Annotated in this window: 13 protein-coding genes; 9 read left to right on the forward strand and 4 right to left on the reverse strand. The window is 38.0% G+C overall.

The features are described from left to right. Positions 1 to 51 precede the first annotated feature (51 nt). On the forward strand, positions 52 to 822 hold the full coding sequence (locus GAB14E_RS09880; protein WP_033082702.1) for a class II aldolase/adducin family protein: 771 nt from the start codon (positions 52 to 54) through the stop codon (positions 820 to 822). 212 nt (positions 823 to 1,034) lie between these two features. Then, complete coding sequence (locus tag GAB14E_RS09875; protein WP_033082703.1) at positions 1,035 to 2,210, forward strand: mandelate racemase/muconate lactonizing enzyme family protein; 1,176 nt, start codon at positions 1,035 to 1,037, stop codon at positions 2,208 to 2,210. 7 nt (positions 2,211 to 2,217) lie between these two features. Here GAB14E_RS09875 and GAB14E_RS09870 read toward each other — a convergent pair whose 3' ends face one another. Continuing rightward, positions 2,218 to 3,198 carry an amidohydrolase family protein gene (locus tag GAB14E_RS09870; protein WP_033082814.1) on the reverse strand — a complete coding sequence of 327 codons (981 nt, stop codon included), beginning with the start codon at positions 3,196 to 3,198 and terminating at the stop codon, positions 2,218 to 2,220. Between the two features lie 61 nt (positions 3,199 to 3,259). Continuing rightward, the gene (locus GAB14E_RS09865) at positions 3,260 to 4,000 is read right to left on the reverse strand and encodes an SDR family NAD(P)-dependent oxidoreductase (RefSeq protein ID WP_033082704.1); all 741 of its coding nucleotides are present in this window, start codon (positions 3,998 to 4,000) and stop codon (positions 3,260 to 3,262) included. A 173-nt stretch (positions 4,001 to 4,173) separates the two neighbouring features. Between GAB14E_RS09865 and GAB14E_RS09860 the strand changes: the two genes are divergently transcribed. The 3 genes from GAB14E_RS09860 to GAB14E_RS09850 all read left to right on the forward strand — a co-directional run bounded on the left by GAB14E_RS09860 (position 4,174) and on the right by GAB14E_RS09850 (position 8,085). Then, the gene (locus GAB14E_RS09860; protein WP_033082705.1) at positions 4,174 to 4,644 is read left to right on the forward strand and encodes a DUF3010 family protein; all 471 of its coding nucleotides are present in this window, start codon (positions 4,174 to 4,176) and stop codon (positions 4,642 to 4,644) included. 187 nt (positions 4,645 to 4,831) lie between these two features. Then, complete coding sequence (locus tag GAB14E_RS09855; protein WP_033082706.1) at positions 4,832 to 5,980, forward strand: tetratricopeptide repeat protein; 1,149 nt, start codon at positions 4,832 to 4,834, stop codon at positions 5,978 to 5,980. Positions 5,981 to 6,288: 308 nt separating this feature from the next. Beyond that, positions 6,289 to 8,085, forward strand: a complete 1,797-nt coding sequence (locus GAB14E_RS09850) for an acyl-CoA dehydrogenase C-terminal domain-containing protein (RefSeq protein ID WP_033082707.1) — start codon at positions 6,289 to 6,291, stop codon at positions 8,083 to 8,085. Between the two features lie 398 nt (positions 8,086 to 8,483). Here the strand turns inward: GAB14E_RS09850 and GAB14E_RS09845 are convergent, their stop codons facing one another. Together GAB14E_RS09845 and rpsT are read right to left on the reverse strand one after the other, a co-directional pair. Continuing rightward, positions 8,484 to 10,193, reverse strand: coding sequence for a dipeptidyl-peptidase 3 family protein (locus tag GAB14E_RS09845; protein WP_033082708.1), 1,710 nt, complete (start codon positions 10,191 to 10,193; stop codon positions 8,484 to 8,486). Positions 10,194 to 10,577: 384 nt separating this feature from the next. Then, a complete protein-coding gene (gene rpsT / locus GAB14E_RS09840) occupies positions 10,578 to 10,838 on the reverse strand; it encodes a 30S ribosomal protein S20 (RefSeq protein WP_033082709.1) in 261 nt (86 codons plus the stop codon). A gap of 346 nt (positions 10,839 to 11,184) precedes the next feature. Here rpsT and murJ point away from each other — a divergent pair, with 346 nt between their 5' ends. The 4 genes from murJ to lspA all read left to right on the forward strand — a co-directional run bounded on the left by murJ (position 11,185) and on the right by lspA (position 17,593). After that, positions 11,185 to 12,804, forward strand: coding sequence for a murein biosynthesis integral membrane protein MurJ (gene murJ / locus GAB14E_RS09835; protein WP_033082710.1), 1,620 nt, complete (start codon positions 11,185 to 11,187; stop codon positions 12,802 to 12,804). Between the two features lie 151 nt (positions 12,805 to 12,955). Then, entirely contained in the window at positions 12,956 to 13,876 is a 921-nt protein-coding gene (gene ribF, locus GAB14E_RS09830) for a bifunctional riboflavin kinase/FAD synthetase (protein WP_033082711.1), read from the forward strand. Between the two features lie 123 nt (positions 13,877 to 13,999). Next, entirely contained in the window at positions 14,000 to 16,849 is a 2,850-nt protein-coding gene (gene ileS, locus GAB14E_RS09825) for an isoleucine--tRNA ligase (protein ID WP_033082712.1), read from the forward strand. Positions 16,850 to 17,014: 165 nt separating this feature from the next. Next, a complete protein-coding gene (gene lspA / locus GAB14E_RS0123095; RefSeq protein ID WP_052093739.1) occupies positions 17,015 to 17,593 on the forward strand; it encodes a signal peptidase II in 579 nt (192 codons plus the stop codon). The last annotated feature ends 1 nt before the right edge of the window (position 17,594 follow it).

Genomic DNA, 17,594 nt, shown 5'->3' on the forward strand with positions numbered 1-17,594 from the left:
AGGTAAAATCTAGTCATAATGATTAACTCCTATACATAGAGAATTACTGTAATGCTGCAATTGCCTAAACTTGATTTAAAAAATAAAGTATCTAGCCAAGAATGGCAATTACGGGTCGATTTAGCGGCCTGTTACCGATTATTGCAAATGCATGGTTGGGATGACCTTATTCATACCCATATTTCTGTCCGTATTCCTGATACTGAACATATTTTAATTAATGCTTTTGGTTTGGCTTTTGAAGAAATTACTGCGTCAAATTTAGTCAAAATTGATATCGACGGTAATATTATCGATAAGGACTGCCCATTTGAAATAAACCCTGCTGGTTTTACTATTCACAGTGCCGTGCATGAAGTACGTCATGATGATATCTGCGCCTTGCATATACATACCAACGAAACCATTGCCGTAGCAAGTGTTGAAGGGGGGTTGTTACCACTAAGCCAATACTCTATGTTTGCCTTAGCTTCGATGAGTTACCATGATTATGAAGGCCTAGCGGTTAATGATGAAGAAAGGCTAAGATTGCAAAATGATTTAGGTGATAAAAACTTTATGTTACTACGAAATCATGGCGCCTTAACTATGGGCAAGACTATAGGTGATGCGTTTATGCATATGTATGATTTAACTCGTGCCTGTGAAATACAGTTGCAAGTAATGGCATCTGGTATGAAACCTATTTATGCCCCGCAATGCATTATCGATGGTATCAAAGCGCAAGCTAATATTGTTCATGCTGGCGAGACAGGTGGGCAAAAAGCATGGCCTGCGATGTTACGTCGAGTCTATCGCAATGACCCTAGCTTCGCACTTTAGCTCATATCCCTAGCGTTAAGATTTAGCTTGAAAGTAAGCTTATATGCAAGCCCGGTTATTAATTAGCTCATTTTAGTATTGTTACTTTTGCAAATAAGCTATTAATCTTTAACGCAACAATTGTGGCTGCTTTAGAGAGTCATTTATAAAAAAACTAGAGCGAAATACTGTATCTTCGCTAGCACATCTCACCTAAAATAATTGAGAAAAATATGAAAATAACTCATGTTGAAGTTTTTGATATCCATTGCCCCAAACGCATTGGTTGGAACCCTGTTTTTATCCGAATTCATACCGATGAAGGTATTAGCGGTGTAGGTGAAGCGGGTTTAGCATATGACTGGGGACATAGTGCTGCTGCTGCCATGATTAAAGAAATCAGTGAGGCGGCACTTATTGGTTTTAACCCGTTTAATACAGAACTGTTGTGGTCACGTATGTTACGTGAGAGTTTTTGGGGCTTAGGCGGCGGACCGGTTTTATATTCAGCCATGAGCGCTATTGATACAGCACTCTGGGATATCAAAGGCAAAGCTTTAGGTGTACCTGTTTACCAATTGCTAGGCGGTAAAGTAAATGACAAATTACGTACTTATGCTAGTCAACTTCAGTTTGATTGGGACAGTGAGATTAAGAAATTAATTGAACCGGAGCAATACGCTGAAGCTGCGTTAAAAGCCGTGGCAGAAGGCTATGATGCGGTAAAAGTTGATCCTATTGTTTATAATGGTGATGGCAGTTCCTCTTTTGATCGAACAAAATTATTTACTAAGCCGCAAATGCGTTTATTTGGTAATCGATTACGGGCTATTCGTGATGCTGTTGGTGAAGATGTTGATATTATTTTTGAATCACACTCACTAATGGGCGCGGCATCTGCTATTCAAATGGGCAGAATCGTTGAAGAAGTTGGCTGTATGATGTATGAAGAGCCGGTTAACTATTTAAATCCAGCGGTACATAAAAAGGTATCGGATAACGTTAATGTGCCGATTGCTGGTGGTGAACGTTTATATCATCGTTGGGATGTAAGACCTTATTTTGAAGATCAAAGCATTGATGTATTACAGCCTGATGTAGGTTTATGTGGTGGCTTTACCGAATCGAAAAAAGTGTGTGACTATGCAGACGTTTATGATATTCGTATCCAGGCACATGTTTGTGGCGGACCTGTGGCAACCGCAGCATCATTACACTTAGAAACGGCTATTCCAAACTTTTTAATCCATGAACATCATACATACGCGATTAAAGACTGGAACAGAGAGCTGTGTTTACAAGACCCGCAACCGGTGGATGGTTTCTTCCAAGTGACTGAAGTTCCAGGTATTGGTATCGAACTTAACGATAAAGTGGTAAAAAGATCGCCAAACGTTACTATTAAGTAATTGAGCTTTACTCTTTGGCAGTAGAAAGCTGATAAATACCAAGCGCATTGTCATACAGCAATGCGCTTTTTTCTTTTTCACTACACTGCTTTATTACTGACGATTGAAGAATATCCTGCCAATAACGGCCATAAGTCTTATTATCTGGTTTATCGGCCAGCTTATTACCTACCTCATTATCTAAGTTTCTACCTAGTAAACACAGCGGGAAGTTACTGGCTAACATCACTCGTTCAATTGAAAACGTCTCTATACAAAAGTTTGTTACCCCTGAAAACCATGACATTTCATATTGTCGGTCTGCCATCTCCCAACCAGAGCACTTAATAAATACATTGGGGAGTAGGGCAAGCTCACTGATATTTTTTCGCCATAAAAGCCATGCTTTTCCCCTGATGTCTTTCGGTGGGAAAGCAGCATGATTGATGATAAAACGAAGTTGAGCATTGTTGGTGATAGTTTCTATTAATAACGGCATAACCTGCATGGCATTCTCATCAGCCAATGGCAATTGCAGTTCAAAAATAAAGTAAGGTAGCTTATTAAGGCTAGCAAAGTTTATTTGGGCGTTTTGATTGGTTAAAATACTATAAGCTTGCTCATCAAGAATATGGCGAACACCTATCATATTAGAGTGTTGCTGTAATATATCCAGTGTCTTAATAAAGTCTAAAGGCGGTGCTAATAGGTCAATGCTAGCTACTGTTCGACACTTTGGATAAGGCACATTTTCAATGGCTAAGTTATCGAGGTATTCAAGCTCACGCCAAGGATGTACATTATCAAAGCCAGCTTCTATATGAACAAAGCCACTGAGGTTGATGTTACCTACTAGGGCAAAACTATTGGTTAAATCATCAATTGAAAAGTCTTGCTGAATGATTGATTTATCAGGCCAAAAAGGAGGGTTCTCTGATTTAAGCCAATGGTAATCACCTTGTGAGCGGTCAAATAAATGTAGATGTGGATCAATAATATTAACGGTCATAGTATTTAGGTTGTAACTGTTGAGTGCTTTATTTTCGGTTTTTTTAATTTGTAAATATTGGTTATTGCGCGGTGTAGCCCCCATCAATCACTTGTAAGCTACCAGTGATAAATTTTGCTTTATCAGACGCTAAAAATAGTACTAATTCTGCCACTTCTTCAGGTTGCCCTAATCTTTGTAAAGGCTGCAAGTTTGCTTCCTCTTGATGTACCTCAGCCTTATTCGCGCCTGACCTCTGACAATAATTATCAATCGCCTGATGATATAACGGTGTTTCAATAGTGCCGGGGCAAACTGCATTGGCACGAATGTTAAAGCTGGCGTAATCAAGAGCCGTTGTTTTAGCAATAGAGGCTAGGGCGCTTTTACTCAAGTTATAAGCAAAAGAGTTATGCTTGGCAATTAAGGCCTGATCAGAAGCCATCAACAAGATTGAACCATTGTTGTGTGCTTTCATTGAAGGTAATACTGCCTTTATTGCCGCATAAGCACCTTTAACATTGATGTTGAATACTTTGTCTAAATCAGCTTCACTGGTATTTTCAATATTGGCAGAAAAATGAATGCCGGCGTTTGATACTAAAACATCGATGGTATGCTGTTTAGCTATGTCCGTAATTATTTTGGTAACTTGATCAATGTTGGTGACGTCACATTGGCGGTACTCACTTTTGAAGTCAGCACCTAGGAGGGAAGGAGACAAATCTAAATTAAAAACTAGGTAATCATTCTCAACGAATAACTTAACTATACTCAAACCAATCCCAGAGCTACCACCAGTGATCACACATACTTTTTTCATCAAATAAATCCAATTAACGCAATTATGATAAATGATACCTGTTAGCGTATCTAAGTTCCATAAAGTTCAGCTTCATGAAGTTAATATCTATTAACTTTAATTCCTAATGAACCCCTGCACTTTGAATGATAATGGGTATATAATATTGGCAATTAGATTAAAGAGGTTTTTCCATGATAGCTTGTGGTGTAGAAATTAAAAGTAATGATGCAATAATTTGCATCATGTCAAAAGAAAATAACTTGTATGATATCCCTCATACACGTGTACAAAAAATCAGCCTTGATAATGCAGGTGATGCAGAGCAAGTACAAAAATTTCAATTTACTTTTGCCAAGTTGATGGAAGATTACCAAGTTACTCATGTACAGATTAAAGGCCGAGCTTTAAAAGGTAAATTTTCTGGTGGTCCTATTGGTTTTAAAATTGAAGCAGCTATTCAATTGATTAGCGATTTGAACGTTGAAATATTGGCAGGTAGCTTTATCAAAAAAGAATTATCGAAAAGCCAAATTGATATAGATTTTAGAGACACTGGCTTAAAGCAATATCAAGAAGAAGCATTCACTACAGTATTTGCGTACTTAGAATCTCAAAATAATGCCTATAACGTCCAGCCAGAAAGTAATAATCAAGCAGATTAAACTTTATAGTACTTAACTTTGTGCATAATTAGTTAAATTTAAAAAGCTTAGTGATGAATGTCACTAAGCTTTTTTATTGTGGAACTTGCCAATTTTGTGTTTATATTTATTACTTTAAAAGCACTTTTACTTCATATAGGATATCTATAGTTAACAGGGAATATTATTTTATTTAAGGAAAGTTATAGTGATTTTTAGAAGTTGTCTTACCACGTTTTTAGTTGTTTTTATTTCCTCTTGCTCTAGTTTTTCACAAAGCCCTCCTCCAAAGAAAGAGTTTTTTAATGTAGCACTTAACTATGATTTATTTGATGTTGTCCCCCAACAAAAAAATATTTCTGATGATATATTTTATTTAACAGCAGAGCAGAAAATAGAAGTTTTTACTCAAGTAAATAAAAGAATAGCTTTAGGTGAGCCCAAGCATGAAGCCCTGTCTAAAGTCTTGCAGTCTCGTTTAGGTAGCTTTACTTACTATGGTGAGACATATAAGGCAGAAGAAGCAGCTCGGTTAAACAAAGGTAACTGTATGAGTCTAGCAGTTCTTACGGGGGCTTTTGCAGAATTAATAGGCTTAGAGTATAGCTTTAGAGAATTAACAACACTGCCTACCTTTGATAAACAAAATAACCTGATTTTGTCATCATCTCATGTGCAAAGTATTTTATATGACGATAGGTTTTTACCCGAAGATGATGTTATATATTTTGCTAAGCCAAGTATAGTAATCGACTACTTCCCTGATAATAATGATTTAAAAGGTCGAAAGGTTTCTAAGTCTGCCTTCATTTCTATGTATTATAAGAATCTTGCTGCTGATGCATTAATTGAAAATAAACTCGATGAGGCGTTCAATCTGGCGGAAAAGTCATACCAATATGACCGATCAAATATTGCTGTACTCAATCTACTCGGCGTTATTCACCGCCGGGCAGGGGATAATCGAACCGCTGAAAATATTTATAAAGTAGGCATGAAAGTAGATTCATCTCATTTAATACTGATGAGTAATTATATAGTGCTATTAAACAGTGAACAACGGTTTGCTGAAGCCGATCAAATAGAAAAAAAGATTGATTTTCTGGACGATCCCAATCCATACCAATGGTTAGAACAAGCTTACGCGGCTAAAAATAATCGGAAAGCGGCTTTATATTTTCAAAAGGCACTGAAAAAGGCACCTTATTTACATCAAGCATATATGGGGCTTTATCAAATTCACCTAGCTGAGGGGGAAGAACTTCAGGCAAAACAAATGTTAAATAAAGCGCTAGAGTGGAGCTATGAAGTAGAAGAAAGGAAAATGTATAAATATAAGTTATATAGCCTGAGGTAGTAGTCAGAGATCAGTCATTCCATGATAGTTTTTTGTGATCGATGTCTAGATACCAACTTAGCTCACTTTTAGCTTGAATTTGATAATAGTCCGGCAGATAAAAACAATGATTTTCGAGTGCTAATGCAAAAATAAGCTCGCTATCACTATATATTTATTAGTTACAAAGGAACGAAATATGTTCCTTTTTTTACTTATACTATTTTAAATGTGTTCATAACATGATTTAATCAAACACTTGTTTGAAAGGTCTGACCTCAGACCAGTTTATTTTTGTCAAACCAAAAAGTTAACTATTGGAGAAAGTCATGCCAGAGTACAAAGCACCGATCAGAGACATTAAGTTTGTTATGCAAGAGTTGTTCGATTGCGATAGCCACTATCAAAAATTAGGTTATGAAGATGCTAGTTTAGATATGGTTGATGCAATTATTAACGAAGCGGCAAAATTTACAGAGCAAGTTATTGCTCCAATCAATCAAATTGGTGATGAACAAGGTTGTACTTGGACCGATGGTAAAGTGACGACCCCTGATGGTTTTAAAGAAGCTTATCAACAATATGTAGAGGGTGGTTGGCCAACACTAGCGCAAAATGTAGACTTTGGTGGCCAAGGTTTACCACATTCATTAAACACTGCAATAACTGAGCTTTTCTCTAGTGCTAATCATAGTTTTGCTATGTATCCAGGTTTAAGTCATGGTGCATTAGCAACCATTGAAGCACATGGCAATGAACAGCAAAAAAGTCAGTTTATACCTAAGCTAGTTGAAGGTAGTTGGACAGGAACCATGTGCTTAACTGAAGCTCATTGTGGTACCGATTTAGGCATGTTACGTACTAAAGCCGAGCTAAATGATGATGGTAGTTACTCGTTAACAGGCTCAAAAATATTTATTTCTGCAGGTGAACACGACTTATCCGATAATATTGTCCATATTGTTATTGCCAGAATTCCAGGCTCACCTGAAGGCAGCAAAGGTATTTCGCTATTTATTGTGCCTAAGTTTAATGTTACTGACGAGGGTGAAACAAGCGACCGTAATGCTGTTTCTTGTGGCTCTATTGAACATAAAATGGGCATCAACGCGAATGCAACTTGTGTCATTAACTTTGATGGTGCGAAAGGTTATTTGATTGGTGAAGTGAATCGCGGTTTGAATTGCATGTTTACCTTTATGAACGTTGCCCGCTTAGGTGTAGCCACTGAGGGGGTCGCTGCAGCAGAGGCATCATTTCAAGGTGCACTAGCTTATGCAAAAGACAGGCTACAGATGCGCTCTTTATCAGGGGTGAAGAACCCAGAAGGGCCAGCGGATGCAATCATAGTTCACCCTGACGTTCGTCGCATGTTATTAACACAGAAGTCCATTGCAGAAGGTGGTCGAGCACTGATTGCCTATTTAGCACAACTAGTTGATATCGGTCATGCTAGTAGCTGTGAAGAAGAAAAAGCAGCGGCAGAAACTAAACTGGCTTTATTAACGCCAATTGCTAAAGCTTTCCTTACCGAGCTCGGTTTAGAGTGTACAAGTCATGGTGTGCAAGTTTTTGGTGGCCACGGTTTTATCAAAGAGTGGGGCATGGAACAACTAATGCGTGATACAAAAATTAGTTGTTTATATGAAGGCACTACTGGAATTCAAGCACTAGATTTATTGGCTAGAAAAATACTCGGCTCTAAAGGCAAAATCCTTAAAGCGTTTGGTAGTGAAGTAACCAAGTTTTGCTTAGAAAATGCTGATGATGATGCCATGCAAGAGTTTATTCAGCCAATTATGAGTTTTGGTGGTGATTGGCAGAAAATGACCGAGAAACTGGGTGAAAAAGCTATGCAAAATCCAGACGAGATTGGCGCTGCTTCTGTAGATTACTTGATGTATTCAGGCTATTTAACGCTCGCTTATTTCTGGGCGAAAATGGCCAAAGTTGCACAAGATAAGCTTTCAGAAGGAAGTGAAGAGGAAGCTTTTTATCAAGCAAAAATTAAAACAGCGCGTTTCTACTTTCAGCGTATATTACCACGTGCCAAAGGTCATGCCGCTTGTGTTGAAAATGGCGGTCAATCGATGATGGCACTAGATGCAGATGATTTTTCTTTTTAGATAATACCAATCCATCTAAAGAAGTGACCACTTAGAACGGCATTGGCGATATGAGAAAAAGCAAAATATGTGTTGATATAGTTATTCTACATCAAACAAATTTTGTGTATTTATCATGATGCCAATGCGTTCCCGAAGGGCGAGTTTTAAAGGCTTATATGTTGCGTTATTGATTTAAACAATAGAATACTATTCTTGGCAATCAATACCTTGCCTCTAACCTTTAAATTCTCGCTAAGCGATCGCTTTCTTAGATGGAATGGTATAATGAAACCGCATTAGCTGCTCGTTGCTAAAATAATAAAAAAGCGCTTGTCGATTAACTCGACAAGCGCTTTTTCTATTTATATATTCTACTTCTGTTACGTAAAGTACTAATAAAGTAAATGACTAGAGTACTAAAGCCCTAATACTTGCTTACCTTGTTTGAAGACAATATCGACAGGAATACCGGCAGCTTCTAAGCGGGCTAAATCTGCGGCTAGTGTTTCACCAATAACACCACTATCTTTCACTAATTTATCAACACCTTGATAATCGCCATTACCTTGCAAGGTTAATATCAACTCAGATAAAGAGTCTATTGCGGCAGTCATCTTTTCAACATTAATGCTATATAAACCTTGCTCATTACGACTAAAAGCACCTTTTTCTTGGAAGTAATTAAAACGTACCATGTTGGCTTTACCGTGAGCTGAACTAGCACCAAAACGAATTGAACGGAAAATTCCCGCCATAAAGGTAGTGTAATAATCTTCTAGTGTGCCGTCAGTGATCGCGCCTTTATTAAGTAATTGGCGAATCATGTATAAACCAAGGATATCGGCTTTACCTTCTTCTAATGCTGAAGCATGTTCTTTTAATGCTTGGCGAACTGGCCCTTGACCGTTAAGGGTGTTCTTAATGCCTAAGCCATGAGCTACTTCATGAAACATGGTATTAGCAAAAAAACCGGTAAAAGTGACATTTTCACGCTGTTCAGGCACAATCAGCGTATCTGCGATTGGTAACATAATGGCATCAAACTTAGCACGCATCGCATTTTTTAATTGTAAGCGTCTAGTGCCTTTTTTAAGCTGAACTTCTTCATCATTAGGTAAGTTGATAGCTATAGTTTTACTACCCGCATTTGAGTGACCGGCATAATAAATAACATCATAAGCATTTAAATCTGCGTCAGAGCCAGGAACTTCAGCTTTATATTTTTTGGCTACCGGTAAACCTTTTTGCAACTCAGGTAAAAATTGAGCATATTTGGCCAGTTTTTCACTCCAAGCAAGGTCTTTAATTAAAACGTATGATTCAAAAGCGGCACGGTAACCATAAAGTTGATCTTCATAGCTCTCAATGGGCCCAATAACCACATCAATAGGGTTGTTTTTCATATCCATCCAAGCAAAGTCAGAAGCTTGATATTCATCGGTGCGTAATGCTTGAGCACGCATGGTTAGATAGTTAGCAAATTCTTTATCGTCAGCAAACTTTGCCGCTTCATCAAGAATAGCTGCAGCACGGGTCATTTTGTCATGATATATTTCAGAGTATGCAACACTAATCAACTTACCTTCGTTATCACGTCGAACAATTGAGTAAAGGCCTTTTTTATCGCTAAAGTCACTTTGCTCAAATTCCGCTTTAGTCATATCGCTAGGGTAAAATTCTGCGCCGTGTGCTTTTATCGCCGTTTGAGATAAAAACACTTTGTCGCCATCGAGACGATCCCAAGGGCCGTAGTTTACCTCAGCAAAGCGCCTGGTTTCTTCATCACTTATGCTAGCTAAAAAAGTCTTCTTATCTTGTGAGTAGGCTTGTAGCCAAAATAAGTCATCCATTATTTTAGAGGCGTCAATAAGTAAAGATAACATCTGCTTTTGATTTGCTGATAAATGACTTAAATCAGCATTTAGGGTTACTTCTTTATAGATATTTAAACGGCTTTCAAAGCCACTAAGTAATGCTGGTTGATTTGCTGAAGTACTTTTAACAGAGCTTGGTTCAGTCGTTTTAGCGGCATCGATATTTTTTTCGGTGGAATTATTACAAGCAGTTAATGTAGCGCTTGCCAGTAATACTACCGCAGCTATTTTTGTTAGTTTTAATGCTTTCATAGGAAGTCTCTATCAATAAGTTGCTAAGAGACTAAAAAAAAATGGCCGGGAGTGCAATAGCAAATAGTAATTAAACACTTTGTTTGTTGTAAAGCTAACAACTCACTTATAAATAGTACCAATTCCATTAAGTTTGTGAGCTGTTGTGCACAGGAAAAACAAATAAATGCAAGGTGCTCGATTGACCAATAGCTGGCTATTGGAATTGAGAGCAACACCGCTTTGGCATATTTTAACAAGCACAAGCGGCAATAATTTAATGGGGTTGGTATAACAGCATTCGAGGAATTCCAGGCATAAAAAAACCGACTTAAGTCGGTTTCTAAATGGAAAACACGGTGCACCATATTTTCACTTCATAAAACTATACAACTAAAGCAATAATTAAAGTGCTTTTATCGTTGCATTCAAACGGCTCTTAGAACGAGCTGCTTTGTTTTTATGAATAAGACCTTTACTTGCGTAACGATCTAAAATTGGTGTAGCAGCAGCTAATTCTTTTGTTGCTACTTCTTTGTCACCAGCTTCAATTGCTGCTAGTACTTTTTTTACTAAAGTACGCATCATTGAGCGACGACTTGCATTATGTTGACGGCGCTTTTCAGATTGTCCTGCGCGCTTCTTAGCTTGCTTTGAGTTAGCCAAGGTATTCTCCTAAAAGAGTGATTATAAGCTTAAATTTAAGGCGACGAAATATGCCTTTTTTTTTGCTGTTTGTCAAATGTTTTAATTGTTTAATTTAATCTTAACGGTAAAGTTAACCATAAAAGCAATTAAAAAGAATATGGTTGATGTTTACGACTAGATTCGTGGTCGATATAACAAAACATGTTGTGAACAGCGCTAAGTATACATTGTTTAAATAACTAAAATCATCACATAATACACATTATTTATCTTCACCATCTTTTTACAGTGTTTTCGAGTCACTTTAGTCAAAGTGTTGTGCTATTAAATCAACCAAATATAATTTTGGTTGGAGGAAATTTTTTTGAGTAAAAAGTTAATTAAATCAGGGCTGATTGTTAGTGCTATGACGTTGGTTTCTCGCATACTAGGTTTAGTTCGAGATGTAGCCATTGCTAATGTAATGGGAACTGGACTGATGGCAGATGTATTTCTATTTGCTAATAAAATCCCAAACTTTTTTCGTAGACTCTTTGCTGAAGGAGCGTTTGCCCAGGCCTTTGTACCTGTGCTAAGTGAATATAAGGTCAAGGATGAACAGCAAGGTGATCACCAGGATACAAACTTAGATGAAAAGTCAGGTGAAAAAAATAACCAAGAACAAACACGGTTATTAATTGCACAAGTATCAGGCACCCTAGGAGTCATTATCACGGGGGTAACATTGTTTGGCATGTTAGCTTCACCTTTATTTGTAATGCTTTTTGGTTTTGGTTGGTTTATTGATTGGTTTAATGATGCGCCAGGTGGAGAGAGGTTTGACCTAGCAAGTAACTTGTTAACCATAACTTTCCCCTACTTATGGTTTATTAGTCTTACTGCACTGTCAGGCGCAATACTCAATACCATGGGCCGATTTGCAGTAGCCGCTTTTACACCCGTACTGCTCAACGTTGCTATTATCGGAATGGCTATTTATGGTGCTCCTTATACCCAAAGCCCCGCTCATGCCCTCGCTTGGGGCGTTTTTTTAGGTGGTTTAATACAATTTCTATTTCAAATTCCTTTTTTGTATCAAGCCGGTATGTTAGTAAAGCCCAAATGGGCTTGGCATAGTGCAGGCGTAAAAAAAATACGAAAGTTACTGCTTCCAGCTTTATTTGGTGTGTCAGTGACACAAATCAACTTATTACTTGATACCTTAATTGCTAGCTTTTTAGTCACAGGATCAATTAGTTGGCTTTACTTTGCTAATAGGTTATTAGAGTTTCCACTGGGTTTATTTGCTATTGGTATCGCAACAGTAGTACTACCTAGCTTGGCAAGGCTGCATAGTAAAAATAATCCCACGGAGTTTAGCGCAACCCTTGATTGGGGCATTAGAGTAATCAGCTTTTTTGGCTGGCCAGCCTTAGCTGGATTGATGGTCCTGGCCCAACCCATTATTATGGTACTGTTAATGCGAGGTGAATTTAGTCAAAATGATGTTGTGCAAGTATCACTTGCACTATTTGCTTACCTATCAGGCTTATTAAGTTTTATGTTTATTAAAATATTAGCGCCTGGATATTACGCAAGACAAAATACTAAAACACCGGTGAAAATAGGTATTAAAGCCATGGTGGCGAATATGGCCTTCAATTTAATGTTAGCGCCATTTTTTGGTTATGTGGGGTTGGCCATAGCTACTTCACTTTCAGCAACACTTAATGCTTGGTTGTTATACCGTGGATTAAAAGCTCAAGGTGTTTATCAACTGTCTACTAAAACATTGACTTTTATTGGTAAATTAGTGCTTAGTGCTAGCGTTATGGCTTTAGTCGTTTATCAATTATCTAGTGACTTTGATACTTGGTTAGCGATGGACTTCTTTGAGCAAGTACAGCAACTAACTTTGTGTATTGTTGCTGGTGCTGCTAGCTATCTGGTAATGATTATTTTGTTAGGTATACGTCTGAGTGACTTTAAGGTAATAAAAGAATAAAAATAACCATAAATAAAGTGTTTGAACTGCTGATTATTCGCGCCCGCTGGTATATAATTTCCCGATTTATTTATGCGAATGTCAATGTTGAGGTTCGTCAGTGACTTTTTTGAGTCATTTAGTGTGATAGTGAAGGGCAGAATAATAGCTGATGCAGTTAGTTCGCGGTATACATAATATTCGATTACAAGATCATGGTTGTGTATTAACTATTGGTAATTTTGATGGTGTGCATTTAGGCCACCAGCAAGTAATTAAAGCCCTAGTACGTAAGGCTAAAGCATTAAATAGTGTTGCAGCTGTATTAGTTTTTGAACCACAACCACAAGAGCTATTTTCACCAGAAACTGCACCTGCTCGATTATGCCGTTTACGTGATAAATATAATTTATTAGCACAATTAGGCGTACAGCGACTTATTTGTGTCAATTTTACCTTAAAATTTGCTAATCAAAGTGCCCAGCACTTTATAGAGCATTTATTGGTTAATAAATTAGGAATAAAACACCTTATTGTTGGTGATGATTTTCATTTTGGTAAAAATCGTACGGGTAACTTCTCCATGTTATGTCAAGCAGGAGATAAGTATGGTTTCGACGTTTCAGATACCACAAGTTATAAAATGGCCGATTGCCGCATTAGTTCCACCGTTATTCGTCAAGCATTAGAGCAAGACGACCTAGTGACAGTGAAACAGATGTTAGGCAGAGAATACTCAATAATTGGTCGCGTTTTTCACGGTGATAAACGTGGTCGCCAATTGGGTTTTCCAACCGCCAATGTATTGCTTAAAAGGCGTGTTTCGCCGCTAAGTGGTGTTTTTGCTGTTTTGGTAAATACCAATATGGGACAATTTAAAGGTGTTGCTAATATTGGTGCTAGGCCGACCATTAATGGCGTTAGACAGCAACTCGAAGTACATATTTTTGATTTTGATGAAAGCTTGTATGGACAATGCATTGAAGTGATAGTTAAGAAAAAACTGCGCCCAGTGATCAAGTTTGACAGCCTTGAGGCGCTAACTGCGCAAATTCATCAAGATAGTGAACAAGCAAAACAAGTATTGGCATAAGACCTTACTTAAGTTTTACTTGATATAGTAAAAACAACATATTCAATAAACAGTTATAAATCAGGTTGATATTTATAGCGTTTCGTTAAACTTATCAGCCAACATAAACGGATAATGATTTAAATGAGTGATTACAAACAAACCCTGAATTTGCCGGCCACCTCTTTCGCTATGAAAGGTAACATGGCTAACCGTGAACCTAATATGCTCAAAGATTGGGCAGCTAAAGATCTTTATGGCAAGATTCGTGAAGCCAAAAAAGGTAAAAAGTCATTCATACTTCATGATGGCCCTCCTTATGCCAATGGTAATATTCATTTAGGTCATGCCGTTAATAAAATATTAAAAGATATTATTGTTAAATCAAAAACCTTATCTGACTTTAATTCACCTTTCGTCCCTGGTTGGGATTGTCACGGTTTACCAATTGAACTAATGGTTGAGAAGAAAGTAGGCAAACCAGGTCATAAGATCAGTGCCAGCGATTTTCGTCAAAAATGTCGTGAATATGCCGCTAAGCAAGTAAATGGTCAACGTGAAGATTTTAAACGTTTAGGTATTTTCGCTGACTGGGACAAGCCTTACTTAACTATGGATTTTGGCACTGAAGCCAATATTATCCGTTCGTTAGGTAAAATTGCTGAAAATGGCCACTTGCATCAAGGTTTTAAACCTGTTCATTGGTGTACTGATTGTGGTTCGTCTTTGGCTGAAGCTGAAGTTGAATATAAAGATAAACAATCACCAGCAATTGATGTGAAATTTGTTATTGCTGATGAAGCAGTAGCTGATAAATTTTCTCACCCAGAAGGCCATAAAGGCGAAGGTGAGATCGGCGCTGTTATTTGGACAACAACACCTTGGACACTGCCTGCTAACCGTGCAATAGCAGTAAATGCTGATGTTGAATACACCTTAGTTCAATGTGAACAGGAAGGTAAAAAGCAACGTTTAATCATAGCGTCTGATCTTGTTAGTTCATGTATGGATCGCTTTGGTTTAGATAAATACCATGCATTAGGTTTCTGTAAAGGTAGCGATTTAGAATTAGTGCAATGTCAGCATCCATTTTATGACTTTACCGTGCCGGTTATTTTAGGTGAACATGTAACTACTGATTCAGGTACTGGTTGCGTACATACTGCCCCTGGACATGGTGTAGAAGATTTTGTTGTTGGCAAATTATACGACTTAGAAGTGGCTAACCCTGTTGGCGCTAATGGCGTATACCTTGAAGATACGCCATTACTTGCCGGACAACATGTATTTAAAGCCAATGCCAGTGTGGTTGAGCTATTAAAAGAAAAAGGTGCGTTAGTGCATCATCATGCGTTAGAGCATTCTTACCCGCATTGCTGGCGTCATAAAACACCATTAATTTTCCGAGCTACGCCGCAGTGGTTTATCAGCATGGACAAAAAAGGTTTACGTCAAGATTCATTAAACGAAATCGAAAAAACACAGTGGATCCCTGACTGGGGTCAACGTCGTATTGAGTCTATGGTTGAAGGCCGTCCTGATTGGTGTATCTCACGTCAACGTACGTGGGGCGTGCCTATGGCATTATTCATTCATCAAGACAGCGGCGCCTTGCATCCACGTAGCATTGAACTCATTGAAGAAGTTGCCAAGCGTGTAGAAAAAGAAGGCATCCAAGCGTGGTTCGATTTAGAGCCAAGCGAACTCATCGGTGATGATGCGAATGAATACATTAAAGTACCTGATACTTTGGATGTGTGGTTTGACTCAGGTACCACCCATGAGTCAGTTATCAAGGCACGTGAAGAATTTGACGGTATTGCGGATTTATATCTTGAAGGCTCTGATCAACATCGTGGTTGGTTTATGTCATCAATGATTTCATCAGTAGCGATGAATGGCAAAGCGCCATATAAGCAAGTGCTTACTCACGGTTTTACAGTTGATGTTAAAGGTCACAAAATGTCTAAGTCATTAGGCAACGTGATAGAACCATCAAGTATTACTAAAACTTTAGGCGCAGATATTCTACGTTTATGGACAGCATCTGTTAACTACACACAAGAAATTACTGTTTCTGATGAGATTTTTAAACGCCAAGCTGATGCTTACCGTCGTATTCGTAATACATCACGTTTCTTATTGTCTAACTTAACCGGTTTTGAACCAGCCAACCACATGGTTGCTGTGGAAGATATGGTTGTGCTTGATCGTTGGGTAGTTGATAAAGCGGCACGTTTACAAGAAGAAATTATCAACGCGTATGATGAGTATGAATTTCATGTAGTAGTACACAAGTTAATGAATTTCTGTACTAACGAGCTTGGCGGTTTCTATCTTGATATCATCAAAGACAGACAATATACCGCTAAGAGTGATTCAAACGCACGTCGTTCATGTCAAACGGCTATGTACTTAATTGCTGAAGCAATGACGGCATGGATGGCACCAATCTTGTCATTTACAGCGCAAGAAATCTGGCAAGCATTACCGTTACCAGTTAGTGGTGAGCGTGATGAGTTTGTCTTTACTGGTGTTTGGTTTGATGGCCTTACTAAGCAAGAAGAGAACAATGAATCTTCAGATGAGCTTGGTAATGAATACTGGACAGAATTGCTGACTGTTCGTGGTGAAGTTAACCGCGCCTTAGAGCAAGCAAGAAAAGATAAGTCTGTTGGTAAGGCACTAGAAGCGCAAGTTACCCTGTTCGCTGCTGCTGATCTAGCGGCTAAGTTAGCGAAACTAGGTGATGAGTTACGCTTTGTATTGATTACCTCAAAAGTAACCATTGAAACTGTTACAGCAGCGCCAGAAAATGCGCTTGAAACTGATGTGGAAGGATTGTGGTTGAGCGTTGCACCAGCAGAAGGTACTAAATGTGAGCGTTGTTGGCATGTAACTACCGATATTGATGAAAGTGAAACACACCCAACATTATGTGGTCGTTGTATCACCAATATTGATGGTGCTGGTGAAACAAGACAGTTCGCTTAATTCGAACTGTCAATTTGAAGTGAATTTTACTTAAGTTAGCTCAGCTAAATCAATTAAAGTATTTCAATTGAAGTAAAGTTATCAAGCTATTATCCGCGAGAAGATAGGTCGTTGGTAATAGCTTCTTTCATTAAAACACTTAATTACAACACTTAATTGTGCTAAATGAGATTATCAACATTGAAAAAATTATTTAATGACACTGGATTACGCTGGTTATGGTTGACGTTATTGTGTTTAATCATCGATCAAGTAACTAAACACTGGGTCGCGGGTACTTTCGAATATGGTGAAACATTGTCTGTTTTGCCCTTTTTCAACCTCTATTATGTGCATAACACTGGAGCGGCTTTTAGCTTTTTAGCCGACCAAGGCGGTTGGCAACGTTGGTTTTTTACCGCTATTGCTAGTGTTGCCAGTATTGTTTTTCTGGTCTGGATGGCAAAAACCCCCAAACAACAACGTTTATTAAGTATTGCTTTTGCGCTGATTTTAAGTGGTGCGGTAGGTAACTTAATCGATAGAGCTTTATTTGGTTATGTTATCGACTTTCTCGATTTTTATTGGGGCGATTATCATTTTGCTGCTTTTAATATTGCCGATTCAGTTATTTTTATTGGTGCGGCCTTGATGATCTTTGAATCTTTCACCAATAAAGATGCTGCTCAGGAAGCTAACCCAGAAGCTGTTGATGAAAGTAATAACGACAAACAAAAGAAAAAAACTAATAAGATAGGTAGTTAGT

The sequence above is a fragment of the Colwellia psychrerythraea genome (assembly GCF_000764185.1).
In the GTDB taxonomy this organism is placed as follows: Bacteria; Pseudomonadota; Gammaproteobacteria; order Enterobacterales; family Alteromonadaceae; genus Colwellia; species Colwellia psychrerythraea_B.

Excerpts from the sequence above, each read along its gene's own strand:
- GAB14E_RS09880 (WP_033082702.1), top strand. The coding sequence starts at position 52 with ATGCTGCAATTGCCTAAACTTGATTTAAAAAATAAAGTATCTAGCCAA.
- GAB14E_RS09875 (WP_033082703.1), top strand. The coding sequence starts at position 1,035 with ATGAAAATAACTCATGTTGAAGTTTTTGATATCCATTGCCCCAAACGC.
- GAB14E_RS09870 (WP_033082814.1), bottom strand. The coding sequence starts at position 3,198 with ATGACCGTTAATATTATTGATCCACATCTACATTTATTTGACCGCTCA.
- GAB14E_RS09865 (WP_033082704.1), bottom strand. The coding sequence starts at position 4,000 with ATGAAAAAAGTATGTGTGATCACTGGTGGTAGCTCTGGGATTGGTTTG.
- GAB14E_RS09860 (WP_033082705.1), top strand. The coding sequence starts at position 4,174 with ATGATAGCTTGTGGTGTAGAAATTAAAAGTAATGATGCAATAATTTGC.
- GAB14E_RS09850 (WP_033082707.1), top strand. The coding sequence starts at position 6,289 with ATGCCAGAGTACAAAGCACCGATCAGAGACATTAAGTTTGTTATGCAA.
- GAB14E_RS09845 (WP_033082708.1), bottom strand. The coding sequence starts at position 10,193 with ATGAAAGCATTAAAACTAACAAAAATAGCTGCGGTAGTATTACTGGCA.
- ribF (WP_033082711.1), top strand. The coding sequence starts at position 12,956 with ATGCAGTTAGTTCGCGGTATACATAATATTCGATTACAAGATCATGGT.
- ileS (WP_033082712.1), top strand. The coding sequence starts at position 14,000 with ATGAGTGATTACAAACAAACCCTGAATTTGCCGGCCACCTCTTTCGCT.
- lspA (WP_052093739.1), top strand. The coding sequence starts at position 17,015 with ATGAGATTATCAACATTGAAAAAATTATTTAATGACACTGGATTACGC.